Below are 23,969 nucleotides of genomic sequence, written 5' to 3' on the forward strand. Positions count from 1 at the left end.
AGGATTTCACCCGACCAAAAACCGAAGAACATCCCGTTGTCGGTACCGGGACGCGGGGCAGGGGACCAGGCGCCATCCATTACGTCACCGGTGGTGAGATAGTTCTTCTGTAACTCTGTAACGCATTGCTCGATGAAGTGTTCTGTACCGATAACATGGCTGCCGGCCATTTTCGCCATCACGGCACCTGCCAACCACAGGCCACACATATGGCCTGTGAAGTCATGTTTGTTGGGTTGCGGGAGATCACTCATCGGGAAGTCAGTGGGTGTAATACCGCCGGAGTCCTGGGTAAAACCAATCAACCAATTCAGCCAATTTTCGACATAGTTGACCAGTTTGGGCGGCGGTGTTTTTCCCGTCAGCGTTAGCTCATGCCAGGCGCGAGCCGCGCCAAAGAAAGCTCGCGGCTGATAACCGGACCAGGCGGTGTTGTCGCCCCAGTGGTACATGGTCCAGCTGTCTGCGCTGCCATAGCTCAGGTTGTCCCAGCGATTCCAGATATAGGCGGAAGCTCCGGGACCCAACACGCCAAACTGCTGCTGATACCACTGCTGCGATTGCCATAGAAATTCGGTCATGTTGTTGAGCATGACACCGTCGGGATCGGCATCGGCGTGCACGAAAATAAAGGGATACTGATAACCCGGATAAGGCATGCCGTGCCAGCCGTCGAACTGTTGGCTATCTGCCTGGTAGATATTGGAAAAGGGAATTACGCCGGGAGCACAGAACAAACTGTCCTGGCGGTGGCCCACTATCGTGCAATCACCCAGCAGTGCGGTATAAGGATTCTCCGCTTGTAGCGTGACGCGGTATTTGATGGTGTAACCGTCGTCGGCGCTGAAGGTCGGCGGAATGTCGTTCAGTACGTAGTAACTGAAGTTGGCGTTCGTTGTATCGGCATCTTGCAGAACAGTGACCTGGTCAACCGAGCTGAAATTAGGTCTGACAGGTTTCTCATCGCCATCCTGATGGTCCGGTTGATAGCCGCTTAGTACTGCTGTAGCCGGATCGAAGGTGGCCAGCATCCATTGATCGCCGGTGGCGGGCAGCATCCAATACCAGCGCCATTTATCGTCATCCTCTATACGCAGGTTGAAGTCGGCGTCGGCACGATAAACCAGCTGGTTGACAGGAAAACGCTCTTCGGCAGTTAGCCAGGCACCGATCACCATTCCGGCGTCATCATTGGGGAAAAGGGCGTTAATCACCGTTGCACTGCGTTGATCGTAAACCTGTTCCTCAAACAGGCTGCTAATCACGCAGCCGCCGTAATCGGTCACTGCACGCAGGTCGGCCAGCAGATAATCGCTGCCGTCCTTGCGAGTCAACGCCGCCAGACTGGTTAGCGCGATATCGTAGGTTTTTACCTGAGCTTGGGTGGACTGCGGTAGGCCGATCCCCCAGTTGGAGCTCAGAGTGTCATTTTTCTCCGGCGAGATGGCCAGCTGCAATTTGCAGGAAATGGGTTGGTTTAGGTCGTCAACGCCACCGAAACTGGTGCGAACTTTAGATTTATTGCTGATGCGAAACCACACCGATTGCTGCTCCAGCGATTGCTGTGAAGCAACGTCCTTGCGCACGGCGATCATGCCATCGGCGTTACGCGTATAGTTGACCGGTGCATCGGCCGGATATGACCAGTCGTAGGAGATACCGTCGGTAAACGGCGTATTGGCCTGCAGGCTTTGGCGGAAAAACTTATCCTGTGCATCAATGTCAGTATATTCAATAGCGGTGAATTCAACGCTTTTCCAGGCGTTGTAATAGCGCTTTTCATGGGTGATTTTGTGCAGCAGATAGCAGGCATCGGCGAACCACAGCTCGGCATCTGCCGCATTGCCCATGGCATTGTGCTGGACCGGCACGTGCAGTGGGCGATTGTGCTGGATCTGATTACGTTCAATCATGACGCCGCCGTGTTCAACGGGCTGACGATTGGCGAAGTTCAATTTATGGTTGCCGCTGAGCGTAGCGTCTTTCAGTTGAACGGTACCGAACTGCTCGGCGGGAAGGTCTCGGGCCATAATGTCGCCGTCGGCGTTAATCTGAAAGCCCTGCCAATTAATGACCCACGCGACATCGTAGCGTTTACCGTCGCTGTTCCAATCCACGTTGCCGGCGGCGTTAACTGCCCGTACCTGCGCATTGATGGCGTCCCATGCCAGCGTACCGTCAAAAGCGAAGGTCGCAATATCCAGATATTCCCCCCAATAAGGCGCGCCGTGCGGGATCTGGGTTCTACCTTTATTAAAGGTCATAGGTATGCCTTTGAAACCGCTGTGCGTCGGATCCTTGCTGTCTACCGGCCAGTTGGCAGGCACGGGTTCCTTGGCATTGACGATCCAGTTGGCCACCCACCGTTGAGGTTTTTCCGGGATCGGGGCACCGCCGTAAAAATGCATCACGTAGGCATCGAAGCAGGCGATAGCCTGATCCAGGTACTTTTGTTGCTGAGTCGCCAGATAGGCGTGGGCATAGCCGAGGATCTGCAGCGATTGCCCTTCGGTGGTGGCGTCGTTGGGCAATCCCGCCATGCGGGAGAGCTCACGTTCATGTCGTGAATCGGCAAGAACATGCTCTTCGTTGATGACAAAATGTTGTTGGGTCGAATCCAGAGTGGTGCCGGTATTACGTTGTAAAAACTGGAAGTGACCGTCCAACATCTGGCGAGCAAACTCGACGTAATCCGGGTAGACGGTGGTGATCTCTGCGTCATAATTGCCGCCGGCTACATCGATGCTGCCAGAGGCTTCCAGGTTCAGTGCCAACCCGCTCAAGTGACGGCTAACCGGTTTGGCATCGGCGATCATCCGCTCCATTTCCAGGTACATTTCCTCGGTGATACCGCTCTCCAGTACGCCGATATCCAGAGAGAATGTGCCGGGTTCAGCATTGGTTTCCCACCATTCACGCAGTTTGATCAGATAGCCCAATGGTTCCACTACGCGGCGTATGGCGCCGATGGTGCCTTTATGGCGATGCACGAAGAAGGCAGAAGAAACGACGCTGCGTTTGGCTTCCTCTGCCCAACTCTCGTCCCAATGATCGACGGAAAATGCCCAGGCCAAATACGGCAGCAGGTTGACCGGGCAGGTGGCCGGGTTCCACAACTCGCGCAGAGGTACCGGCATTGAGGCCAGCTCGGCGCAGGCCGCTGCTGCTGCGACCTCAAGAGGTGAGGAGCCGACCGGTAACAGACGGTTACTCATCGGAACCCCCTACGGTCAGGAGATAGCTGGCGCAGTACGACGCCTGGGTTTTATCCAGCACAATATCGGCCTGTGGGCTTTTCAGCTCGACTCGCTGAACCCCCTCGGCATGCAGGGCCGCATAAATTGCCGACAGGCGGATATCACGCCCCAGACGGTGTTGGGCGCTGATGTAGCTTTTTAACTTGGCTTCTGCGGCACGGCGGATCGGCTCGGCTTCTGGGCCGGGGTAGAGATAAAGCACGGCATCGATACTGTAGTTAACGATGGTGGCGGAACGCACGCTGACGCGATCTGCCACGGGGCGTACGTCTTCATCGTTCAGCGCCTTGTCGACGATAGCCACCAACTCGGCGCTGGCGGTGCCATCGCCCTCACGCGACAGCACCGAGATCAATACGTTGGCAGGGCTGGGACTGGTGGCGGAAACGTCGGCGACTCGGCCGTCGGCGGAACGGCCGTGGTATTCGTAGGAGCCGCTGGAACCGGCGACGCTCAGCCCTTCGAAAGCCTGCTGGATACGTACGCGAAAATCACTGTCGGACTCCATAATTGCCGCTACCGGAGGAATGGCCGTATCGTCAGGTTGCTGAACCACCAGGCGTTCAACCTGGAAATTGCCGCCAAGTTGATCGAGATCGCCGCCGCCGGCATAACCCAGCATCACCGCCTGCGCGGCCTCGTTAATGCGTTGGCGCAGGACCAACTCGCGATAAGCGTTCTCCTGCAGGAGTTTGACGATGGGCTCTGAGTCCAACGTCAGCGTACGGGCGATAGCTTCTCGTTGTTCCTCCGGGTAGAGGGAAATTAATGTGGCTTTACGAGTGGCCAGCAGCGACTCGTAGTCCAGGGGTTCCACCACCGTTGGGGCGGGTAATAAGCTCAGGTCAATGGTTGCCATGGTGTCAGCTCACAGAAACAGAAAGAGAAAAGGTATCCGGCGTATCGGTGCGATTGCCGGTAATGTCGACCACCATTTTTCCGTCAAAGGTGGTGTTAAAGGTGATGCCGCTCAGTCGAATGCGTGGTTCCCACTGCAGCAATGCGCTGTAGCAGGCGGCCATAATCTGCAGCCGCAGCACATCGTTTTGCGGTTGATCCAGCAATTCGGACAGCAGTGAGCCATAACTACGGCGCATAATGCGTGAGCCGAGCGGGGTGATCAGAATGTCGCTCACTGACTGACGGATATGTTCAAGGTCGGTGAGCGCGCGGCCCGAGCCGCGATTCATGCCAAGATATTTCGCGTTATTCATGCTGGTTTGTCCGTTTGGCCTCCGCCGTTTTGCACGCCGCCGTGGGTGTGGGTATGCACCACAATGCCGTTCGAGCTGATGCTGCCGCCGGAGTGGTTGAGATCGCCGGTCATCGAACCGCCTTGACGGATGGCGATGGTGCCGGTGGTTAACAGCTGGGTGCATTCCACTTCAGGCGCATCCAACGTGATCTTGCTTGTTGCACGGCAGGTGATGCTCGGTGCGATGACATTGACCTGCTCTGTAGCTTCAATCGTGGCGCTTTTGATGCCGACCGCTTTCAGCGCTCCCTCTGCTGGCTCGTATTCGATAACGGCACCGTCAGGGAAGGTGATGTGTGCCGCCTGGGCAGAGGCTGACGGAGCTGGATGGGCATCGGAAAAAACTCCGGGCAGGACGAAGGCCGTTTCGAGTTCGCCACCTAACGACAGCACCAGAACCTGCTCACCAATGCTGGGTGCCCACCAGGAACGTGCGCCACCGGCACGGCCTGTCAGCCAGTTAAGCCAGTCGGTGAGGTTGCCACCGGTGGCGACGCGGCAGCGTCCGCGGTCAAGGTCGACCTCGCTGACGGTACCGATACGTATCAGGTTGCGCACCAGGCGCTGAATATCGAAGTTGTCTGTGTTCATTTCTCAAGAATGCCGCCGTAAGAGGGGAGCGACAATGTGGCGGCGTTTAGCTGACGCCAGCACAACCGAAGCCGTCCCGAAAGTCCGTTTATGACTGCTGAAATTGGCTGATCAGCTCGCCGTGCAGATACACCTGAGTGAAGCGAATGATGTTTTCTGGTTCTGGCGGTTCTGCCAATGGCGTGATGTGCAACGCCCCCTCGCGTTGTTCAACCTGAATGCGTTCGGTCAATTGCAACTGCAGATCAAGCTGGCCGGCAGCACTGACATCGCGCTTGAATGCAAAGCCGCTTTTACGTTTTTCCGCGTTAGCGAGAATGTCGGGTTGGTGGCTGCGCAACCAAGTCAGTACGGTGACCATCACCAGCTCTTCCTCGGCTGATTGATCGCTTAGCGCCAGATTGAGCTGATATTGGTATTCGAATGACAACGAGGGGCCCAACGTAGAAACCACGCGGCCATTATCGAGGCTGATGTGGAGCTTGTCGGGGTGTGCCTGCAGATCCGGCAGGGCACTGATCAGTGCCGTACGTAATTGTTCGGGTTTTAACATGGTGTCTCTCCTGGCAGGTGGGGCCTGTTTGGGTGGTTAAATCGCATGGGATGTTTTCTGCAGCCGCGAGTAGCGCTAGGTGCCCTGCAGGCACAGCGCTCGTTCGGCGTTGCGGCGGCGTTCCAACCCCTGGCTTTTGGCGCCGTTGACGTAGATCCAACGGGGCAATTGTTCGCAAGCCGCTTGCCACTGCTGGCGTTTGATCAGGGTGGCCAGCGTGGAATTGCAGGCGGCGCTGACGCCGACATTGAAAGCAAAAGCGCTGACCGCGTCATAAACCGGTTGCGGCATCTCTACGTTCATACAGCGCGCTATGCCACGTTCGACGGCGCGGACATCCTCGAGCAGATTGGCAGCCGCCTGACGTGGGTTAATGACGGAGCCCGGTTTCACGCCGGCGGTATGGCCGATGCCGTTGGTCCAGACACCTGCGCTGCACTGATAGGGGGCGAGTTGGCAACCTTCGAAATCGGCAATCAGACGTAACCCCTGTTCGGAAGTGTGCAGGGTATTGAACTGGGGCAGCAGGGCGACGAGGGCTAAAATAGCCGCCACGCTGCAGCGTTTAGCGAGTGAGTTCATCGTAGACTCCGCGTTTCAGACCGTTTTTTTTTAACGATTTCAACAGCTGGTAACTTTTACGTCGGTAGTACCAATTCACCGCGAAGGTACCGACACCGACTGCCGCACCGACCAAAATGGCGATGTCCTGTGCGGAGTGTCGTCCCATCCAGGCCAGACAGGCTGCCACGAGGTAGGCAAGCGTTGAGGTGAGTTTCTCCATCGCTTAGTCCCACAGTTTTACTGTTTCTCGTTGAGCGGCCGCCGGCAGGTCCGGCAGTTCGACCGGATGACCATGGGGCAGTAGCGGGCCTACGTCGGCCAGGCCGCGATTCGCGCTATAAACCTGTTCCACCAGGCGCTGCGTGCTGCCGTAATAGCGCCAGCAAATCGCGTCAATGGTGTCACCTTGTTGTGCATAAATTTTCATCGTTACCTTCCGGCGATGTGATTGAGTGATATAGGCATGACGGCCCAGGATAGGAACCAGTTTCCCGCGCGGTGCAGGCATCGACAACGCGATGAGGTTGTGGATGGGCTGGCACAACCGAGGGAGAAGGAAATGCCGCTGGCAGAAACGAGAACACCCGCCGGGAGCGGGTGTCGGAATGGGTTTTTAGCGCAAGCAGACGCTGGCTTAGCGGGAGTCCTGGCCGCCCGCCTGGTAAAATATTTCTTGATAATCATTGTCTGGCAGCACCTGGCTGGCCAGATCCGAGATCAACGACATGGCGATCAGAAACTCGGCGGCGTTGCACTGTGCTGCCTGCGAAACATCGGCGATGAACTGGATGCGGGACAGTGTTACCTGTTGTTTATCCATAATTTCCACTGTTCTTGCCCTCTCATAAGTATACTGTTTATTTATACAGTATTAAGCAAAACGCTAAAGGCGTCAATGATTGGATTTATCATTTGTGCTGTAAAAATTTGCCCAGTCATTGATTAGCGGAAATTGTACAAGGCGTCCGTCGAAAGTGATTTTTCCTCCCCTTACCAGTACTTCTAGCTGCCAGCGTTGAGGATCTATGCCTAGCTGCCGTAAATCGCGAGCAATCACCAGGCAACGCTGTTGTTGTGTCGCGGTTAGCCGTGCGGAAGGCGCCGCAGGTGGGCGGCTAATCATCAGTGATCCACAGTTATTGTCAGAACTCCAAGGTGTCGATGGGGCGTGACTTTTGGCGACAATTCGCCATTGCAGCGTACGAGTGCGGTATATCCGATCGGAACCCAGATGGGGAGAATAAATGCCGACTACCTTTTGCACCTGCTCGTCGTAGCTGTTCAGCGTTGGCGAAACATCACGTGCTACGCGTACCCACTGGTTGCTGCGTGGTACGTTGGCACCGCCCTGAGCGTCGATATAGCCGGCGAAATCCCCGGCATCGGCTGCCGCACGTACGGCTTCTGTCCGTTCATCGAACTGCTGTGACAAGCTTTGTCCCCGAATGCGCCGGCATTCGCGATACGCGCCTATGCTGGGCAGGCCAAAAGGGTGAAATTGCGGAATACGCCAGGTGCTGGCCCAGGCGCTGACCGCATAGGCGGTTTCGCACAACGGGGTACCGGTCTCGTGGTCGATCTCTCCTTCCAGCGCATAGCCATCGAGATTCTTGGCAACGTATTTGGCCATGTAAGCTGCCGCGCCGCCGCGGTTCAGGTGTTTGTGGTGGCAGCGATTCTCTTGCGCACCGGGTTCCTCGGCATCCTGCTGCAATGCGTAGCGCAGCAGAATATCGATCACCGCTTGGCGGTGGGACTGAGGAGTAAACAGCAGCAGATGCCAATGCGGTGTACCGTCGTGGTGCGGTTCTACCACCCGTATGCCGTAGACCTGGAGTTGACGATCCTTGAAGGCCGTACGCATTTTGCTCCATTGTCCCACCAGGTAACGTTGACCATCTTTAGGGGTGAAATCCTCTCGATCCCAGCGGTGATTAAAGCGTGCCTTGCCATGGCCGCCAGTTGTGCGGGTGGGATGAAAACGGGCGGGGAGGGTCAGAGTGACAAACAGGCCGACGTGATGGTTGTGAGCAGCGTAGGCTTCAATACCTGCAAGGGTGTTCATTAGCTCCATACGACGAATCGCCGGGTTGGCAATGCTGCCCAGCACTTTTTCCATCAGATCAATTCGCTCGCCGGTTAGGGTATTTTCCAAATCACAACGGCGTAGATAATCCAGGTTTGACTGGCGCCGTGCCTTGACGTCGCGAATGGCTTGCCGGCTGGCGTATGGTGAAGTGCTGCGACTGACGTTGCCAATAGCAATCAGCAACGCCTCTCTCCACTGCATGCGTTGCATCTTCAGACGGCGTAGCCACCAGCGATCGCTGGTCAGTCTCGACAGCGCCGCGACTGCACGGTGGCTGTCCAGTCTCTCTTTGCGATAACACTGCCAATACATGGGCTGAATGTTGAAGGCGCGTGCCATGCCAGCAATCTGGCCATACAGCTGCGTCTGAATTTCAGGTTGCAGCAGCACCGATACATCCCCCGCATGTCTCGCCAAGAGGGTATCGCACTCGCTTTGATAAACCGCCAATAACTGACCTGCGATACGTTTTGCCAGTTGCTCCAATGCCTTGTCACCCAGTGCCGGCAAAGCGTTATAACAATCAGCCTCATTGCCAAAGCGTTCTGAGGTTTGCCGCTTCAGACCGAATTTAAGGTTTACCTGCTGGATCCGCGGCCACATTCGGCGTTCGAAAACCAGCACCAGATAGCGCCAGGCGGCCTGCGGACCCTGTTGGCTCAGCAGGTGCTGGTGACGCTCGATAAACTGCGTTCGCAGGTAATAAGGCAGGGTGTTGACGCGCTGCAGTGCGGCCTGCCACTGGCGCAGCCGGTCACGGTTCAGCGCCGGTTCGCGGCCAATGGCTGGCCGCGGAGCATTCCAGGGATAGGTGCCTTCAAAGGAGGATGAGGGCTGACTGCCGCCAATGGCGAGGGGAGCAGACATCGTTTAACGTCGGATAAAATGACGTTGTTGAGCTTCGACGAGTTCCTGGCAGGTTACGCAGCGACTGACTCCGGCAATGGCTCTGCGCCGTACTTCCGGGATCGCTGCGTCACATTCTACGCAAAACAGCGCAGAAGCCTGGATGACTACGGGTCTGGCATGCGCTATCTGCTTCTCAAGCATCAGCGCCTGGCGCTCTTGCGCCATATCAATGGTATCAGCCATCGTGTGTTCTCCTGATTGAGGGAATTTGGGCCGAGCGACATTCGGCGGGTTGCACGCCATAAGTCGCAGAACGGCTATTTCTTCTGATTGAGCAGGCAGTCTTCTTCGCTGATATAGCGAGGCAGCGCTTTACCCAGTTCAATGAATGCATTGAGCGTTGCAACAATCCTCTGCCGTTGCGGATAGCTCATCTCGTGGAACCGCAGCATGACGTGATGTTCAGTCAGACCGGCGTGAAAACAGAGCGTATGACGCAGATGCAGCGGTGCCGTGTTGTAAATCTCTTCGGCCTGATTTTTATGTTGAGCGAACAGCGTACGGCGGATTTCAGCAATGCGCCGCAGGCCGATAGCCCGTTGCTCTTCACTCGCCAGCAGCATGGCAACCTCCCTGGATGCGGATTGATGAGCAGGCTTGCAAAAGCGAGCCGGAGTGGCGTCTGATTGATCCTGAAACGTCGGGATCTGTTCTCTTTTCATCAGATAACCGCCGGTGAATCTCGCTATTGGCTCGCCATGGTGTTTGCATTTTCATCAATCATGTCGCATCATCTTAACTAAAGTGACATAGGTACCGTTCCTGTAACGATATGACGGCACTTTAGATCGCAAAATGCGACTTGTAAATGCAGATTTTGATTTTAATCGGTGATGATATGCGTGAAGAGACTGTGAACGATAACGCCTCCGTAGGTGCAGTGATTGAGAGAGTCCTTTCATCTTATGGTGTTGGAACGCAAAAAGAACTGAGTGAAATCTTAGGGATAGCCCCTAATAACATCAGCAGTTGGCAGCAGCGCGGCAGCGTGCCCGGCTATGTGATCATCAGCTGTGCGCTGGCCACGGGGGCTGATTTGGCCTGGTTGATGACAGGTGAACTCGCAAAAGCAAAAAACGAACGCAAGCCCATTCAGCCGGCTCAAGGCAAGGCGCTTTACGATCGGGTTCTGGCCTCCGGTGGAAAAGGTGTTCTCCGCCGCATCCTCGATGCCTATGGATTCAGCTTGCAGAAAGAATTGGGGGATTTGCTGGGCATTTCATCAGGCACCATGAGCACCTGGGTTCGTCGTAACTATTTCCCAGGGGATATCGTAGTGACCTGCGCTCTGGATACCGGCGTTTCTCTGTTATGGCTGGCAACCGGGCAGGGGGAAATGTGGGGGGGCGGCACGGCGGAGGCTGCACCTGCGGGCGGGAAGACACTACCGAAATACCGTCTTATCGCCGGTCAGTTGAAAGAGGCTGGAGAGTGGCTGACGGACAGCTCGCTGATCCCGGCCGGTACGGTGCAACCGGCCTATGTCGATGGCGGGCGTGTCTCTTGGCTGGTGGATTTGGCGGTGACGCACATTGCCAATGGCCGTTGGTTGATCGATATCGACGGCAACCTTGATGTCTATGATATTGCGCGTTTGCCGGGCAACCAGGTACAGGTCAGCGGGGGGAATGCGGATTTCCAATGTTCTACCGATGCGCTGAAAGCTTTGGGGATGGTCTGGCTAACCTTGACACCTCAGGCATAATAAAAAAAGCCCATCAATGATGGGCTTAGTCTTATGACAAACACCCGAAAAATGGGATTTTCGGATGTTTGGGATAAATCAAAAGATATAATCCTTTGTTTTTATTAACCCTCAGATCGGGACTTTTAACCGCAAAGGACTTTGTCAGCAATCTGAGCCCATCAATGATGGGCTTAGTCGCGTCATGCAGCGGCGAAACGATTACAGACCGTACACCAGGCTGATCGAAGTGGTGGTATCGGTGTTTTTCGGTGCAGATGCTGGTGGCTTGCTGTTGTAAGTCACGGTGTAAGCCAGGCGCAATGCAAACTTTTCGTTAATCGCAACGCTCAATGCGGTTTCGGAGTTCAGCGTAGTTTCTTCGTTAGCCAGCGCGGAAACGCCTTCAGAGAATTTGGTGTTGTCGGTCAGTTGGTACGAATAGTTGGCGGCACCATAAGCCAGCGCTTTGGTTGAACGCCCCCCGCCGTGATACTCGTCGTGACGCACACCTGGACCAAATTCAACCCGCAGATCGCTGAGCGGCCCATTGAGGATCTGGCGACCATAACCGCCGGTCAGCGTGGAACGGGAGTCATAGCCGTTGAAGCGGTCGCTCAGCCAACTCGCCTGACCGAACAGGTAGTTGCGATCGGACAGGTTATAACGGGTGCGGCCACCGGCCTGGTACTTTTCTGACGAGCGCACGTTGGAGGACGTGGTGTTATTGGCGGCTCCCCACAGGCTGTAAGCGGCATCGGTGTTGAACCAGGTCATGCTGGTGTTGGCCAACAGGGTCGAGCTTTGCGAGTTACCTGACTGCGAGTTGTAACCGGCCTGGACGTTGCCTTCAAACGGTTTTTTAGCGGTGGCCGGATCGTCCATCGCGGTGAAAAGCGTATTGTCGGCAAGGGCTGAAACACTGGTGAAAGTCGTTAAGCAGCTAATAAACAGCGGAATAGCGCGGCGAGCGCGTAAAGAGAGCATTTTTGATCCAGTTGTTAAGAGTGATTATAAGTGATTTCGGTCACATTATATCGGTTCGTCATTCCGACCAAAATAGCGACTATTAGCTTAAGTTTTTAATTTTTCATCCTCACTTATTCACTTTTCTTCTACTGATTTTTAACCGTGTTAGCGGCATAAAACGCTGATTGTCACCACCATTTGCAGGGGTAAGGGGATGGATGGCAACGGGGGAGGCCCGTTGCCGCTAGGAAAGTAATTACAGGAATGTGGTGACCAGAAGATACCCGGTGATGCAAGAACACAGCACGCCGATCAGGCCCGGAATAATGAAGCTATGGTTGATGATAAATTTACCGATGCGCGTTGTTCCGGAACGGTCAAAGCCGATACAGGCTAAATCACTCGGGTAAGTGGGCAAGACGAAGTAACCGTAAGCGGCAGGGAAGAAGGCCAGCAGCATTTTGGGGTCGACACCCAATTGGAGAGCCATGGGGGCAATGGCGGTCAGTGCGGCTGCCTGGCTGTTAACCAACTTGGAAACCAGGAACAGAACGATCGCGTAAGTCCACGGCTGGCTTTTGACCACATCTTCCAACAGCAGCTTTAAATCTCCCATATGTGCCTGGAAGAAGGTATCACTCATCCATGCCACGCCGAATACGGAAAAAATGGCCACCATTCCGGCTTTGAATACTGCACCGTTGGCAATATCACCAGGTTTGACTCTGCAGCCCATCAGAATAACGGCACCGGCTATCAGCATCATCATCTGGATCACCAGATTCATCGACAGCGGTTTCAGTGCCCCTTTGGCGTCTGCAAAGGACGGGCGCAAGTCGGCGAAAGCCCCTAATAGGACGACGATAGCGATAGCCGCGAAGAAGATAGCCGTGGACCAGTAAGCTTGCTTGGGGAATGTCTGATTGAGCAGGGTTTCGGTGCTGCCAAAAATATAGGCGCGTTGCTCTGGATCTTTGATTTTCTCCTGGAACTCAGCATCTTTATCCAGATCCTTTCCGCGGCGCAGGCTCCACAATGCCGCCATCAATACACCGACCAAGGACGCAGGGATCGAGACAGCGAGAATTTCTACCAGTGTGTAGGCTTTGCCAATCCCATGCCCTGCGGCAATGATGGAAACCAGAGACACCACGGCTACGGACACCGGTGAAGCGGTGATGGCCATTTGAGAAGCGACGGAAGCAACGGCCATTGGGCGTTCTGGCCGGATCCCTTTCTTGATGGCGATATCGGAAATGATCGGGAACATGGTGTACACCACATGACCCGTACCGCACAGGAAGGTCAGTGTCCAGGTGGTGAAAGGGGCAAGCAGCGTGATGTGCTGTGGGTGACGGCGCAATAGCCGTTCGGCATATTGCATCATGACGTTCAAACCGCCGGCGGTTTGTAACACCGAAGCACAACCGATGACGGCAAGAATGGTCAGCATAACCTCAACGGGGGGCTTTCCTGGCTCCAGTCCAAATATAAAGCACAGCAGGAATAAACCAATACCGCTTATTAGACCCAGCCCCATACCGCCAAACCGGGTACCGACTAATAAGCAGATAATAATAATTGAGAATTGCAAAGTGATCATGATAGTCCCTTGTCAAGAAATGAAAGGCTGCTAACGCTCATACATTCTCAATGCAGGTGGTGCGGGCTCTGTCTGCGCAGATTACCCCTAAAGAGGTGCGAACGAATGAGACCATAATTATTTATTTGGCGAGGGATAACTGTGAGATTCCGCAATATTTATTCAATGTTTTTTTTCATCTTTCTGTATTGAATAAATAAAGGCGAGGCAATTGAAAATGAATTACCGATTAATTGTTTGTTAATTGTATTTCAGTTGTTTAATTTTTCGGTGATTTAATTTATCCGTCAGGCGTAGTCCGGTACGCCAGACATCAGGTGACAGCGTTTTACAGCGCTTGCTGAGTGCTGCCGATGACGTACCCTTAACTTATGTGTATAGAATTGTTTACGATCTTGCGAGATTTCGGGGAGAGGGTCTGTCGCAGCACGCTCTGGGCGTTAATGTTTAAATTATGCTTTTAAATCAATGTGTTGATTTTTATTTTTACGGTATTTTTAGAGTTTAATTTTCATGGTAATTTTTTATTTACAGTAAATGGATTGAAATCTTTACATTGCATGATATGGTAAGGACCTGAAACGCTCAATGTTCTATCAACGCTTACGCATAACGGCAAACGACAGGAATAGCATCATGCAAAAAGACGCGCTCAATAACGTTCATATCAGTGCAGAACAAATTCTGATCACTCCGGAAGAGCTGAAGAACCAGTTCCCGCTCAGTGCCAGCGACGAAAATGAAATCGCCACTGCACGCAAAACCATCGCCGATATTCTGCAGGGCCGCGATCATCGCCTGCTGGTGGTGTGTGGGCCTTGTTCTATTCATGACCCGGATGCTGCACTGGATTACGCCCGTCATTTGAAAACCCTGTCGGCTGAATTGAGCGATCAGCTGTATATCGTTATGCGTGTCTATTTTGAAAAACCTCGTACCACTGTCGGCTGGAAAGGCCTGATTAACGACCCGTACATGGATGGTTCGTTTGACGTTGAGGCCGGTCTGCACATTGCGCGTCGCCTGCTGCTGGATCTGGTGGGTATGGGGCTGCCGTTGGCAACAGAAGCGTTGGATCCGAACAGCCCGCAATACCTGGGCGATTTGTTCAGTTGGTCAGCGATTGGTGCGCGTACCACCGAATCACAAACTCACCGTGAGATGGCTTCAGGGCTGTCAATGCCGGTAGGTTTCAAAAACGGCACCGACGGCAGCCTGGGCACGGCTATCAACGCCATGCGCGCCGCGGCCATGCCGCACCGTTTTGTCGGCATTAATCAGGCTGGGCAAGTGTGTTTGCTGCAAACGCAGGGTAACCCGGATGGCCACGTGATCCTGCGTGGCGGTAAAACGCCAAATTATAGCGCCGAGGACGTGGCGGCCTGTGAAAAACAGATGCAGGACGCGGGACTCCACCCGTCCTTGATGATAGATTGCAGCCATGGCAACTCGAATAAAGATTATCGTCGTCAGCCGGCGGTTGCCGAGTCCGTGGTTGAGCAGATCAAAGCGGGTAACCGTTCGATCACCGGCATCATGCTGGAAAGCCACCTGCACGAAGGCAGCCAGTCTTCTGAGCAACCGCGTGCAGATATGCGCTACGGTGTTTCTGTTACCGACGCCTGCATTAACTGGGAAAGTACAGAGACGTTGTTGCGTCATATGCACCAGGAACTCGGCGCCGCGCTGACGGCACGCACTGGAGAGTAGTAAGTTATGGTGGCTGAACTGACCGCGTTGCGCGATCAAATCGACGAAGTGGATAAAGCGCTGCTGGAGCTGCTGGCGAAACGCCTGCACCTGGTGGCGGAAGTAGGAGAGGTTAAAAGCCACCACGGCTTACCGGTGTATGTTCCTGAGCGTGAGGCGGCTATGCTGGCCTCACGGCGTAAAGAAGCGGAAAATCTCGGCGTGCCGCCCGATCTGATCGAGGACGTGTTGCGCCGGGTGATGCGTGAGTCTTACGTCAGCGAGAACGATAAAGGCTTTAAAACCCTGCATCCGCAACTGCGCCCGATTGTCATTATCGGCGGCAATGGGCAAATGGGGCGGTTGTTTAATCGCTTGCTGACGTTGTCCGGCTACCAGGTCAAAGTATTGGATCAGGAAGACTGGGCGCAGGCTGACACCTTGCTGGCCGATGCCGGTATGGTGATTGTCAGCGTACCTATTCACGTGACAGAACAGGTGATTGAACGGTTACCCCCGCTGCCGGCAGATTGTATTCTGGTCGATCTGGCCTCGGTAAAAAATCGCCCGTTGAATGCCATGTTGGCGGCGCACAGCGGTCCCGTGGTGGGGCTGCATCCGATGTTTGGTCCAGATGTGGGCAGCGTGGCCAAGCAGGTGGTGGTCTATTGCGATGGTCGCGAGCCACAAGCTTACCAATGGTTGCTGGAACAGCTGCAGGTATGGGGTGCACGTTTGCACCGTATCAGCGCGGTTGAGCACGATCAAAACATGGCATTTATTCAGGCGTTACGCCACTTTGCGACCTTTGCCTATGGCTTGCATTTGGCGGAAGAAAACGTTCAGTTGGAACAGTTGCTGGCACTTTCTTCACCGATCTATCGGTTGGAACTGGCGATGGTCGGGCGGTTGTTCGCTCAGGACCCGCAGTTGTACGCGGATATCATCATGTCGTCCGAAGAGAACATTGCGCTGATCAAACGCTACTACCAGCGGTTTGGCGAAGCGATAAAATTGCTGGAGCAGGGCGATAAACAAGCGTTTATCCAGAGCTTCCAGAAGGTCGAGCATTGGTTTGGCGACTATGCGCAGCGTTTCCTGGTGGAAAGCCGCTCGCTGTTGCGTCAAGCGAACGACAGTCGGCAATAAGTTATGAGGGTTCGGCCATGCCGAACCCTTTTTTGTTGCATTCAGGACGGGTTAACCGGCACCACAGTGTCGCTGGGGTAGCAGCCCAGGACCTTCAGAGAGCGGGTGATTGGCGTCAGATCTCGCAACGCTTTCTGCATCGCTTCAGAACGCAGGTTCGCCTGCACATCGATATAAAACATCTCTTCCCAAGGGTTGCCGTTAATCGGGCGAGATTCCAGTTTGGTCATGATGATGCCGTTATCGCGCAGCACCAGCAGCGCTTCAACCAACGCACCTGATTGTTGGCCGGTGGCCATAATCAGCGTGGTTTTAGCCGGTACCTGCTCGGAAACTTCGATAGCTTTGCGCGCCAGCACGATGAAGCGGGTAATGTTCTGTTGTTGATTAGCCAGGTTATGTTCCAGCACTTGCAGGCCGTAGAGCGCACCACCGGCCTCGCTGCCCAATGCCGCCGCTTTTGGCGAGTTCAATTTGGCGACTTTTTCCATTGCCGCAGCGGTGCTTTCGCAGTACTCGATTTTCCAGTGCGGATAGCGATTAATGAACTGGCTACATTGCTGGAACGGCTGCGGGTGGCTATACACGGTTTCGATCTGGGCAAGATCGGTATCGCTGGCCACCAGGACACAGTGATCGATAGGGTTGGTCAGTTCACCGACGATCGACAGGCTGGTGTGTTGCAGCAGATCGTAAACGTCATTAATTGAGCCGGAGCTGGTGTTTTCGATTGGCAGGATGGCGTAATCCGCCTGGCCGGTTTCGACCTGGGTGAAAATGTCCTGGAATTTTTGGCAACCGCATTCGATCAACTGATCGAAATGGCGAGCGGCGTATTGGCGGGCCGCCAGGTGTGAGTAAGACCCTTTCGGGCCAAGGAAAGCGATGCGGGCCGAATGTTGACTGATTTGGTTGAGCTGGTGCTGCAGCAACGCCTGCTGAGTTAATACGGAGTCTTCGATAATCAATTGGAACAGACGCGTGACGTAAAATCCGTCCAGATCATAGGGCTTGGCTGCGGCGATCAGGGCGTCCAGCAAATCCCGTTCACGCTCTTTATCACGGATTGGTCGATGAGAATGCAGCTTGGTTTTTCCTACTTCTATCGCCAGCTCACGGCGCTCGGCCAGCAAAGACAGCAGTTTCAGATCCAGTGCGCTGATGCGTTTGCGCAGCACGAGTAACGGGTTATCGGTCATAATCAGCTTCTGCCTTATATTTTTATACGTCGTAAAATAGCCATAAAAAAAGCCCCCTGATTTCAGGAGGCTTTGCTGTTCGTCTTCGCATTCTTTATCACACGACGAAACGCCTCCCAATCAGGGGAAGGTAAAAAAGAATGCGAAGAAAAACGGTTTACGGACCATTTGCTATCCAAAGTGTATGAGGCAGGTTTTAAAGTAACCGCAGGTTTTTGTCTCGTCAATAAAAAAACCAGACAAAAAACGCGCCCTCAGGCGCGTTTGATGTGAAACAGCCGCTAAACGGTTATTCCTGTTCCGGCTCTACTTCCGGAATGATGTCTTTCACGCTGGTGGCGGCACGGCGTGCTTCGCCTTTGTGCTGCACTTTATTCAACTGACGCTCCAGCTTGGCGATCAGATCGTTAACGGCGGTATACATGTCTTCATGTTTGGCGCTGGCTACCAGCGGGCCGTTAGGGGTGGTAATGGTGGCGTCGGCAACAAACCCTTTCGGTTCTTTGGATAAAACGATATGCGGGTTAATCAGTTGGGCCTGCCATTTTTCCAGTTTGGTGAGACGGTCTTCGACGTGACTGCGGATTGCGGGAGTGATATCCATTTGTTTGCTGGTAATGTTCAATGTCATATAACTTACCTCTCTGTCTTTCCGTCTTGGATGAGTTCAGCATACCCCGCTTTTTGCTTAAATGCGTGATGAAAATCACGTTTTTTTGTCACTTTTTGCAAAGTTAGTTCAATCTGTGATTCAGGATTTGAAATGGTCATCTAACGCTTGAGTCTTGGAAGCGGAACGCGCATTATTGAAAGGATAAGCGGTGTCGCAGTCTTGCTAACATCGTGTTTTTGCTTGTGTATTTATCTGATAAAGGCTAAATCTTAAGCAAATAAAAACGGCAGCCGAAGCTGCCGTTTTGTTTTCCTGCCATCGCCAATCGGACTATGCCGGGTTGGCGGTAATCACTTTAGCCACTTTGTCGGCCTGGCCGTTCAGTTGCAGCTGTTTGTACGCATTTTCCATCAGCGGCAGCGCATCGCGCGTCGCTTGGGTATCCGGGAATTCACGCAGCATCTGTTCGGCACGATTAACGACCGCGACGTAGGCACCGCGTTTAGTGTAGTATTCCACCACCGAAAGCTCATACTTGGCCAGGCGGTCTTTCAGATACACCAGACGCTTGTTGGCATCGGTCACATACTGGCTGTTCGGGTATTGCTGAATCAGCTGGCTGAAATCGCGAAATGCAGCGCGCGCATGCTGTGGATCGCGGTCTGAACGATCGACCCCGAAGAAGCCTTGCAGTGCACTGTCATCCAACGCCATATCGGTCAGACCACGCATATACATCACGTAGTCGATGTTCGGGTGCGTTGGGTTCAGACGCATGAAACGATCGATAGACGCCTGAGCCAGCGGTAAATCGGCAGATTTGTAGTAAGCATAAATCAGGTCCAACTGAACCTGCTGAGAGTACGGCCCGAAAGGATAGCGGTTATCTAACGCTTCGAGTTGCGTAATCGCGCCCTTAAAGTTACCGTCCTGCAGTTTTTGCTGGGCAGTAGCATAGATTTCCGAAGGTGGGTTGTCGGGAACCGCATCCTTGGATGTGGAGCAACCTGCCAGCGCCAGGCTCAACGTGGCTGCCGCCACCAGATATTTCATACGCGTCATGACGTTTTGATTATCCTCAGGGTGTTATTCCGGGAGACTGTCCGTTAAGCTCCCGACAAAGACCAGTTACAATAGCACATTATATTAAACGGCATCGCCGTGAAAACCCAACGTTAACGAAGAAGCTGCATATGGCACAACAAGTACAACTCACCGCAACGGTGGCCGAATCTCAACTCGGACAACGTTTAGATCAGGCTTTGGCCGAATTGTTCCCTGATTATTCACGATCTCGCATAAAAGATTGGATCCTGGACAATCGGGTGCAGGTCAATGGCAAAACGATAAACAAACCGAAAGAGAAGGTGCTGGGGGGAGAGACGGTCGCCATTGATGCACAGATAGAAGAAGAGGCCCGTTGGGAACCGCAGGACATCGCGCTGAATATCGTCTACGAAGACAGCGACATTCTGGTGATCAACAAGCCGCGCGACCTGGTCGTGCACCCTGGCGCCGGTAACCCGGACGGCACGGTGCTCAATGCGCTGCTGCACTACTATCCTGAAATTGCCGACGTGCCGCGAGCCGGCATTGTGCACCGTTTGGATAAGGACACTACCGGTCTGATGGTGGTGGCGAAAACCGTTCCGGCGCAAACCCGGCTGGTAGAAGCGCTGCAGGCGCGTGAAATTACCCGTGAATACGAAGCCGTCGCTATCGGTACCATGACCGCAGGCGGCACTGTGGAAGAGCCCATTTCGCGCCATTCCACCAAACGCACCCATATGGCGGTGCACCCAATGGGCAAACCGGCGGTGACGCATTACCGCATTATGGAGCACTTCCGCGCGCACACCCGTCTGCGTCTGCGTCTGGAAACTGGCCGTACCCACCAGATCCGTGTGCATATGTCGCACATTAACCATCCGCTGGTGGGTGATCAGCTGTACGGTGGCCGTCCGCGTCCGCCAAAAGGGGCATCGGAGGCATTTATTGCCGCGTTGCGCGGCTTTGATCGTCAGGCCCTGCACGCCACCATGCTGCGTTTATATCATCCAATCAGCGGTATTCAGATGGAGTGGCATGCGCCGCTGCCTCAGGATATGGTCGATTTGATTAACGCGCTGAAGGTCGATACCGAAGAATTCAAAGATCAGATGAACTGGTAATGGATTCGCTCATCCTGCCCGATTGGCCCCTGCCTGCAGGGGTAAAAGCCTGCAGCACCACGCGCAGTGGCGGCGTCAGCCTGCCGCCGTATGACTCGCTCAATCTCGGCACTCATGTGGGTGACGAGGTTCAGACGGTGCAAGATAACCGCCAACGTCTGGTCGTGGGCGCTGGCTTGCCGCAGATGCCGGTTTGGCTGGAGCAAGTGCATGGCACTCGCGTGGTACGGCTGGATGGGCAAATGCCGACCGATCTGCAAGCGGATGCGGTTTACAGTAATGTGCCTGGGCAGGTGTGCGCCGTGATGACTGCGGACTGCTTGCCGGTTTTATTCTGCTCGCAGGCCGGTGATGAGGTCGCAGCTGCTCATGCCGGTTGGCGCGGGCTGTGTAACGGTGTGTTGGAACAAACTCTGGCGGCGTTTTCTGCTGAGCCTGCGGGTATCAGCGCCTGGCTCGGTCCGGCGATTGGCCCACAACAGTTTGAAGTGGGGCCGGAGGTCCGTACGGCGTTTATTGCCGTCGATGCCGCCGCTGCACTGGCTTTTACTCCCCATGGCGATAAATACCTGGCGGATATCTATCTATTGGCTCGCCAGCGTCTGCAACGTGCCGGGGTCCTGGCTATCTACGGCGGCGACCGCTGTACGGTGAGCGAAATCAGTCATTTTTTCTCCTATCGACGCGATGGAATAACCGGACGTCTGGCAAGTTTAATCTGGCTGATATAACCTATTGAATTAGGACGGTCCAACGGCGCATGATGTAGTACCGAAAATATACAGTCGAAATAACCTTGAAAATTTGAGGGATGACCTCATTTAATCTCCAGTAGCAATTTCGACCCATCTTGGAGGTGTTATGCGTCTGGATCGTCTTACCAACAAATTCCAGCTTGCCCTCGCCGATGCCCAATCTCTGGCCCTTGGGCGCGACAACCAATTTATTGAACCGTTACATCTGATGAGCGCACTGCTCAATCAGGATGGGGGCACGGTTCGTCCATTATTAACTTCTGCCGGTATCGATGCCGGGCGCGTGCGCACCGAAATCGAACAGGCCTTGTCTCGTCTGCCTCAAGTTGAAGGTACCGGTGGCGACGTTCAACCGTCCCATGAGCTGGTGCGTGTCCTGAACCTGTGCGACAAGCTGGCGCAAAAGCGGGCGGACAAATTCATTTCATCCGAACTCTTTGTACTGGCGGTGCTTGAAGATCGCGGTAACTTGACCGATCTGTTGAAGGCTGCAGGTGCGACGACAGATAAAATCAGTAAGGCCATTGAGCAAATGCGAGGCGGTGATAGCGTGGAAGATCAGGGTGCTGAAGATCAACGTCAGGCGTTGAAGAAATACACTATCGATCTAACCGAACGTGCTGAGCAGGGCAAACTTGACCCGGTTATCGGCCGTGATGAAGAGATCCGTCGTACCATCCAGGTACTGCAACGCCGTACCAAAAACAACCCGGTATTGATCGGTGAACCTGGCGTGGGTAAAACCGCCATCGTCGAAGGTTTGGCGCAACGTATTATCAATGGTGAAGTGCCGGAAGGCCTGAAGCATAAACGCGTACTGTCTCTCGATATGGGGGCATTGATCGCCGGTGCTAAATATCGCGGTGAATTCGAAGAGCGTCTGAAAGCCGTATTGAGCGATTTGTCTAAACAGGAAGGCAGCGTCATTCTGTTTATTGATGAATTGCACACTATGGTCGGCGCGGGTAAGGCCGATGGTGCGATGGATGCCGGTAATATGTTGAAACCGGCACTGGCGCGCGGGGAGCTGCACTGCGTCGGTGCTACAACGCTGGATGAATATCGCCAATATATAGAGAAGGATGCGGCGCTCGAACGTCGTTTCCAGAAAGTTTATGTGGCAGAACCCAGTGTTGAAGACACCATCGCTATCTTGCGCGGCCTGAAAGAACGCTATGAACTGCATCACCATGTGCAGATCACTGACCCGGCGATTGTTGCTGCGGCGACGCTGTCGCACCGTTATATCTCCGATCGTCAGTTGCCGGATAAGGCCATTGACCTGATCGATGAGGCGGCGTCCAGCATCCGTATGCAGATGGATTCTAAGCCGGAATCGCTCGACCGCCTGGAGCGCCGCATTATTCAGCTCAAGCTGGAACAGCAAGCGCTGAGTAAAGAGTCAGACGACGCCAGCAAGAAACGCCTGGAAATGCTGAGCGGTGAGCTGGAGCAGAAAGAACGTGAATATTCAGAGCTGGAAGAAGAGTGGAAAGCGGAAAAAGCTTCCCTCTCCGGTACGCAGAATATTAAGGCGGATCTTGAGCAGGCCAAAATTACCCTGGAGCAGGCGCGTCGCGTAGGCGATCTGGGGCGGATGTCTGAGCTGCAGTATGGCAAGATCCCGGAACTGGAAAAACAGCTGGCTGCGGCCACCTTGGCCGAAGGCAAAACCATGAAGCTGCTGCGTAATCGGGTGACCGACGCAGAAATTGCTGAAGTGTTGGCGCGTGCCACCGGCATTCCGGTAGCCCGAATGTTGGAAGGGGAACGCGATAAGCTGTTGCGTCTGGAACAAGAGCTGCATTCACGGGTCATTGGCCAGAATGAAGCGGTGAGCGCGGTTTCCAATGCAATCCGCCGTAGCCGTGCTGGGCTTTCAGATCCAAACCGGCCTATCGGTTCGTTCCTGTTCCTCGGCCCGACCGGGGTGGGGAAAACCGAGCTGTGTAAAGCGCTGGCTTCGTTCCTGTTCGACAGCGACGACGCTATGGTGCGTATCGACATGTCCGAGTTTATGGAGAAACATTCGGTATCGCGGCTGGTGGGGGCACCTCCAGGCTATGTGGGTTATGAAGAGGGCGGTTATCTGACCGAGGCAGTGCGTCGCAGACCTTATTCGGTGATCCTGCTGGATGAAGTGGAGAAGGCGCACCCGGATGTGTTCAATATTCTGCTGCAGGTATTGGATGACGGTCGTCTGACCGATGGGCAGGGCCGTACCGTCGATTTCCGCAATACTGTGGTGATCATGACTTCTAACCTGGGGTCCGATCTGATCCAGGAACACTTTGGTCAGATGAACTATACGCAGATGAAAGAATCGGTCATGGAGATGGTCACACATCACTTCCGTCCGGAATTCATCAACCGTATAGATGAGGTGGTGGTGTTCCACCCGCTTGGCCAGAAACACATTGCCGAGATCGCCAAGATTCAGTTGGCGCGTCTGTACAAACGTCTGGAAGAACGTGGTTACGAAGTGACTATGACCGAACCGGCGTTGGAGCTGTTGGGCAAAACCGGTTTCGATCCTGTGTATGGGGCGCGTCCATTGAAACGTGCTATTCAGCAGGAGATCGAAAACCCGCTGGCGCAGCAAATCCTTTCCGGCAAGCTGATCCCGGGTATCCCTGTGACGCTGGATGTGGAAGACGAACATATCGTCGCCAAACAGTAACGACTATCTATATAGTGATTACGATGAAAGGGAGCGGGCGACCGCTCCCTTTTTTTTATCCGCTTTGGTTGGGTTTAAGCTGTTTGCCCTGGCAATGGCGCTAAAACCCCGCAATTTCGTCTAATAAATATCCTAAAATGACTTTGTTGATGAATATTTGAACGCTTGAAAAGTTTTTTGCATTTAGGGGTTGCGGCCTTCTGAGAACTCCCTATAATGCGCCTCCACTGACCGGGAAC

General features: G+C 54.1%; 23 protein-coding genes, 1 pseudogene and 1 other annotated feature. Of the genes and pseudogenes, 6 read left to right on the forward strand and 18 right to left on the reverse strand.

Features of this window, described 5'->3' with window-relative positions; genetic code table 11:
* Positions 1 to 2,693 precede the first annotated feature (2,693 nt).
* The 12 genes and pseudogenes from ACGS9J_RS25855 to ACGS9J_RS25910 all read right to left on the reverse strand — a co-directional run.
* Positions 2,694 to 3,215, reverse strand: a pseudogene (locus tag ACGS9J_RS25855) (phage tail protein I); the annotation flags it as partial.
* Positions 3,208 to 4,116 carry a baseplate assembly protein gene (locus ACGS9J_RS25860; RefSeq protein WP_442233466.1) on the reverse strand — a complete coding sequence of 303 codons (909 nt, stop codon included), beginning with the start codon at positions 4,114 to 4,116 and terminating at the stop codon, positions 3,208 to 3,210. The gene ACGS9J_RS25860 and the pseudogene ACGS9J_RS25855, both read right to left, overlap by 8 nt.
* A gap of 4 nt (positions 4,117 to 4,120) precedes the next feature.
* On the reverse strand, positions 4,121 to 4,471 hold the full coding sequence (locus ACGS9J_RS25865) for a GPW/gp25 family protein (RefSeq protein WP_442233467.1): 351 nt from the start codon (positions 4,469 to 4,471) through the stop codon (positions 4,121 to 4,123).
* Positions 4,468 to 5,103 (reverse strand): phage baseplate assembly protein V, encoded by a 636-nt coding sequence (locus tag ACGS9J_RS25870; protein ID WP_442233468.1) that lies wholly within the window; start codon positions 5,101 to 5,103, stop codon positions 4,468 to 4,470. The genes ACGS9J_RS25865 and ACGS9J_RS25870 overlap by 4 nt, the downstream gene beginning before the upstream one ends.
* Positions 5,104 to 5,191: 88 nt before the next feature.
* Positions 5,192 to 5,656: a phage tail protein gene (locus tag ACGS9J_RS25875; RefSeq protein ID WP_442233469.1), complete on the reverse strand. Its 465-nt coding sequence runs from the start codon at positions 5,654 to 5,656 to the stop codon at positions 5,192 to 5,194.
* A 75-nt stretch (positions 5,657 to 5,731) separates the two neighbouring features.
* Entirely contained in the window at positions 5,732 to 6,238 is a 507-nt protein-coding gene (locus ACGS9J_RS25880) for a lysozyme (RefSeq protein ID WP_442233470.1), read from the reverse strand.
* A complete protein-coding gene (locus ACGS9J_RS25885) occupies positions 6,222 to 6,440 on the reverse strand; it encodes an HP1 family phage holin (RefSeq protein WP_442233471.1) in 219 nt (72 codons plus the stop codon). The genes ACGS9J_RS25880 and ACGS9J_RS25885 overlap by 17 nt, the downstream gene beginning before the upstream one ends.
* Before the next feature lie 3 nt (positions 6,441 to 6,443).
* Positions 6,444 to 6,647 carry a tail protein X gene (locus ACGS9J_RS25890; protein ID WP_442233472.1) on the reverse strand — a complete coding sequence of 68 codons (204 nt, stop codon included), beginning with the start codon at positions 6,645 to 6,647 and terminating at the stop codon, positions 6,444 to 6,446.
* 207 nt (positions 6,648 to 6,854) lie between these two features.
* A complete protein-coding gene (locus ACGS9J_RS25895; protein ID WP_442233473.1) occupies positions 6,855 to 7,049 on the reverse strand; it encodes a hypothetical protein in 195 nt (64 codons plus the stop codon).
* 63 nt (positions 7,050 to 7,112) lie between these two features.
* Positions 7,113 to 9,176, reverse strand: a complete 2,064-nt coding sequence (locus ACGS9J_RS25900; RefSeq protein WP_442233474.1) for a replication endonuclease — start codon at positions 9,174 to 9,176, stop codon at positions 7,113 to 7,115.
* A 3-nt stretch (positions 9,177 to 9,179) separates the two neighbouring features.
* The gene (locus tag ACGS9J_RS25905) at positions 9,180 to 9,401 is read right to left on the reverse strand and encodes a TraR/DksA C4-type zinc finger protein (RefSeq protein WP_442233475.1); all 222 of its coding nucleotides are present in this window, start codon (positions 9,399 to 9,401) and stop codon (positions 9,180 to 9,182) included.
* 74 nt (positions 9,402 to 9,475) lie between these two features.
* Positions 9,476 to 9,880 (reverse strand): hypothetical protein, encoded by a 405-nt coding sequence (locus tag ACGS9J_RS25910; RefSeq protein ID WP_442233476.1) that lies wholly within the window; start codon positions 9,878 to 9,880, stop codon positions 9,476 to 9,478.
* A gap of 146 nt (positions 9,881 to 10,026) precedes the next feature.
* Between ACGS9J_RS25910 and ACGS9J_RS25915 the strand changes: the two genes are divergently transcribed.
* The gene (locus ACGS9J_RS25915; RefSeq protein WP_442233477.1) at positions 10,027 to 10,923 is read left to right on the forward strand and encodes a helix-turn-helix domain-containing protein; all 897 of its coding nucleotides are present in this window, start codon (positions 10,027 to 10,029) and stop codon (positions 10,921 to 10,923) included.
* Between the two features lie 201 nt (positions 10,924 to 11,124).
* Here ACGS9J_RS25915 and ACGS9J_RS25920 read toward each other — a convergent pair whose 3' ends face one another.
* Entirely contained in the window at positions 11,125 to 11,889 is a 765-nt protein-coding gene (locus tag ACGS9J_RS25920; RefSeq protein ID WP_442233478.1) for a DUF481 domain-containing protein, read from the reverse strand.
* A 238-nt stretch (positions 11,890 to 12,127) separates the two neighbouring features.
* Positions 12,128 to 13,474 carry an anaerobic C4-dicarboxylate transporter gene (locus tag ACGS9J_RS25925; RefSeq protein WP_442233479.1) on the reverse strand — a complete coding sequence of 449 codons (1,347 nt, stop codon included), beginning with the start codon at positions 13,472 to 13,474 and terminating at the stop codon, positions 12,128 to 12,130.
* 636 nt (positions 13,475 to 14,110) lie between these two features.
* Between ACGS9J_RS25925 and ACGS9J_RS25930 the strand changes: the two genes are divergently transcribed.
* Both ACGS9J_RS25930 and tyrA read left to right on the forward strand, forming a co-directional pair.
* Positions 14,111 to 15,184, forward strand: a complete 1,074-nt coding sequence (locus tag ACGS9J_RS25930; RefSeq protein WP_037424883.1) for a 3-deoxy-7-phosphoheptulonate synthase — start codon at positions 14,111 to 14,113, stop codon at positions 15,182 to 15,184.
* A 6-nt stretch (positions 15,185 to 15,190) separates the two neighbouring features.
* Positions 15,191 to 16,312, forward strand: a complete 1,122-nt coding sequence (gene tyrA, locus ACGS9J_RS25935; protein ID WP_044554251.1) for a bifunctional chorismate mutase/prephenate dehydrogenase — start codon at positions 15,191 to 15,193, stop codon at positions 16,310 to 16,312.
* A 41-nt stretch (positions 16,313 to 16,353) separates the two neighbouring features.
* Here the strand turns inward: tyrA and pheA are convergent, their stop codons facing one another.
* The 4 genes from pheA to bamD form a co-directional block, all read right to left on the reverse strand.
* Positions 16,354 to 17,511: a bifunctional chorismate mutase/prephenate dehydratase gene (gene pheA / locus ACGS9J_RS25940; protein ID WP_442233480.1), complete on the reverse strand. Its 1,158-nt coding sequence runs from the start codon at positions 17,509 to 17,511 to the stop codon at positions 16,354 to 16,356.
* A gap of 42 nt (positions 17,512 to 17,553) precedes the next feature.
* Positions 17,554 to 17,680 (reverse strand) — a sequence feature (Phe leader region).
* A complete protein-coding gene (gene pheL / locus ACGS9J_RS25945; RefSeq protein ID WP_187962929.1) occupies positions 17,632 to 17,679 on the reverse strand; it encodes a pheA operon leader peptide PheL in 48 nt (15 codons plus the stop codon). It overlaps the preceding feature by 48 nt.
* 120 nt (positions 17,681 to 17,800) lie before the next feature.
* A complete protein-coding gene (gene raiA, locus ACGS9J_RS25950; RefSeq protein WP_012005327.1) occupies positions 17,801 to 18,142 on the reverse strand; it encodes a ribosome-associated translation inhibitor RaiA in 342 nt (113 codons plus the stop codon).
* A gap of 312 nt (positions 18,143 to 18,454) precedes the next feature.
* Positions 18,455 to 19,186 (reverse strand): outer membrane protein assembly factor BamD, encoded by a 732-nt coding sequence (gene bamD, locus ACGS9J_RS25955; protein ID WP_442233481.1) that lies wholly within the window; start codon positions 19,184 to 19,186, stop codon positions 18,455 to 18,457.
* A gap of 131 nt (positions 19,187 to 19,317) precedes the next feature.
* Between bamD and rluD the strand changes: the two genes are divergently transcribed.
* The 3 genes from rluD to clpB all read left to right on the forward strand — a co-directional run bounded on the left by rluD (position 19,318) and on the right by clpB (position 23,730).
* Positions 19,318 to 20,295, forward strand: a complete 978-nt coding sequence (rluD, locus tag ACGS9J_RS25960) for a 23S rRNA pseudouridine(1911/1915/1917) synthase RluD (protein WP_442233482.1) — start codon at positions 19,318 to 19,320, stop codon at positions 20,293 to 20,295.
* Positions 20,295 to 21,026, forward strand: coding sequence for a purine nucleoside phosphorylase YfiH (gene yfiH / locus ACGS9J_RS25965; protein ID WP_442233483.1), 732 nt, complete (start codon positions 20,295 to 20,297; stop codon positions 21,024 to 21,026). The genes rluD and yfiH overlap by 1 nt, the downstream gene beginning before the upstream one ends.
* Positions 21,027 to 21,156: 130 nt before the next feature.
* Entirely contained in the window at positions 21,157 to 23,730 is a 2,574-nt protein-coding gene (gene clpB, locus ACGS9J_RS25970; RefSeq protein WP_442233484.1) for an ATP-dependent chaperone ClpB, read from the forward strand.
* Positions 23,731 to 23,969: the final 239 nt, after the last annotated feature.

Source organism: Serratia quinivorans, assembly GCF_052113645.1.
GTDB lineage: Bacteria > Pseudomonadota > Gammaproteobacteria > Enterobacterales > Enterobacteriaceae > Serratia > Serratia quinivorans_B.

What these genes read in the sequence shown, in the direction of transcription:
- yfiH (WP_442233483.1), top strand. Translation starts at nt 20,295, where the DNA reads ATGGATTCGCTCATCCTGCCCGATTGGCCCCTGCCTGCAGGGGTAAAA.
- ACGS9J_RS25860 (WP_442233466.1), bottom strand. Translation starts at nt 4,116, where the DNA reads ATGGCAACCATTGACCTGAGCTTATTACCCGCCCCAACGGTGGTGGAA.
- ACGS9J_RS25925 (WP_442233479.1), bottom strand. Translation starts at nt 13,474, where the DNA reads ATGATCACTTTGCAATTCTCAATTATTATTATCTGCTTATTAGTCGGT.
- ACGS9J_RS25915 (WP_442233477.1), top strand. Translation starts at nt 10,027, where the DNA reads ATGCAGATTTTGATTTTAATCGGTGATGATATGCGTGAAGAGACTGTG.
- ACGS9J_RS25870 (WP_442233468.1), bottom strand. Translation starts at nt 5,103, where the DNA reads ATGAACACAGACAACTTCGATATTCAGCGCCTGGTGCGCAACCTGATA.
- tyrA (WP_044554251.1), top strand. Translation starts at nt 15,191, where the DNA reads ATGGTGGCTGAACTGACCGCGTTGCGCGATCAAATCGACGAAGTGGAT.
- ACGS9J_RS25905 (WP_442233475.1), bottom strand. Translation starts at nt 9,401, where the DNA reads ATGGCTGATACCATTGATATGGCGCAAGAGCGCCAGGCGCTGATGCTT.
- ACGS9J_RS25930 (WP_037424883.1), top strand. Translation starts at nt 14,111, where the DNA reads ATGCAAAAAGACGCGCTCAATAACGTTCATATCAGTGCAGAACAAATT.
- raiA (WP_012005327.1), bottom strand. Translation starts at nt 18,142, where the DNA reads ATGACATTGAACATTACCAGCAAACAAATGGATATCACTCCCGCAATC.
- pheA (WP_442233480.1), bottom strand. Translation starts at nt 17,511, where the DNA reads ATGACCGATAACCCGTTACTCGTGCTGCGCAAACGCATCAGCGCACTG.
- ACGS9J_RS25900 (WP_442233474.1), bottom strand. Translation starts at nt 9,176, where the DNA reads ATGTCTGCTCCCCTCGCCATTGGCGGCAGTCAGCCCTCATCCTCCTTT.
- clpB (WP_442233484.1), top strand. Translation starts at nt 21,157, where the DNA reads ATGCGTCTGGATCGTCTTACCAACAAATTCCAGCTTGCCCTCGCCGAT.
- ACGS9J_RS25865 (WP_442233467.1), bottom strand. Translation starts at nt 4,471, where the DNA reads ATGAATAACGCGAAATATCTTGGCATGAATCGCGGCTCGGGCCGCGCG.
- ACGS9J_RS25885 (WP_442233471.1), bottom strand. Translation starts at nt 6,440, where the DNA reads ATGGAGAAACTCACCTCAACGCTTGCCTACCTCGTGGCAGCCTGTCTG.
- ACGS9J_RS25890 (WP_442233472.1), bottom strand. Translation starts at nt 6,647, where the DNA reads ATGAAAATTTATGCACAACAAGGTGACACCATTGACGCGATTTGCTGG.
- ACGS9J_RS25920 (WP_442233478.1), bottom strand. Translation starts at nt 11,889, where the DNA reads ATGCTCTCTTTACGCGCTCGCCGCGCTATTCCGCTGTTTATTAGCTGC.
- ACGS9J_RS25910 (WP_442233476.1), bottom strand. Translation starts at nt 9,880, where the DNA reads ATGAAAAGAGAACAGATCCCGACGTTTCAGGATCAATCAGACGCCACT.
- ACGS9J_RS25880 (WP_442233470.1), bottom strand. Translation starts at nt 6,238, where the DNA reads ATGAACTCACTCGCTAAACGCTGCAGCGTGGCGGCTATTTTAGCCCTC.
- ACGS9J_RS25875 (WP_442233469.1), bottom strand. Translation starts at nt 5,656, where the DNA reads ATGTTAAAACCCGAACAATTACGTACGGCACTGATCAGTGCCCTGCCG.
- bamD (WP_442233481.1), bottom strand. Translation starts at nt 19,186, where the DNA reads ATGACGCGTATGAAATATCTGGTGGCGGCAGCCACGTTGAGCCTGGCG.
- rluD (WP_442233482.1), top strand. Translation starts at nt 19,318, where the DNA reads ATGGCACAACAAGTACAACTCACCGCAACGGTGGCCGAATCTCAACTC.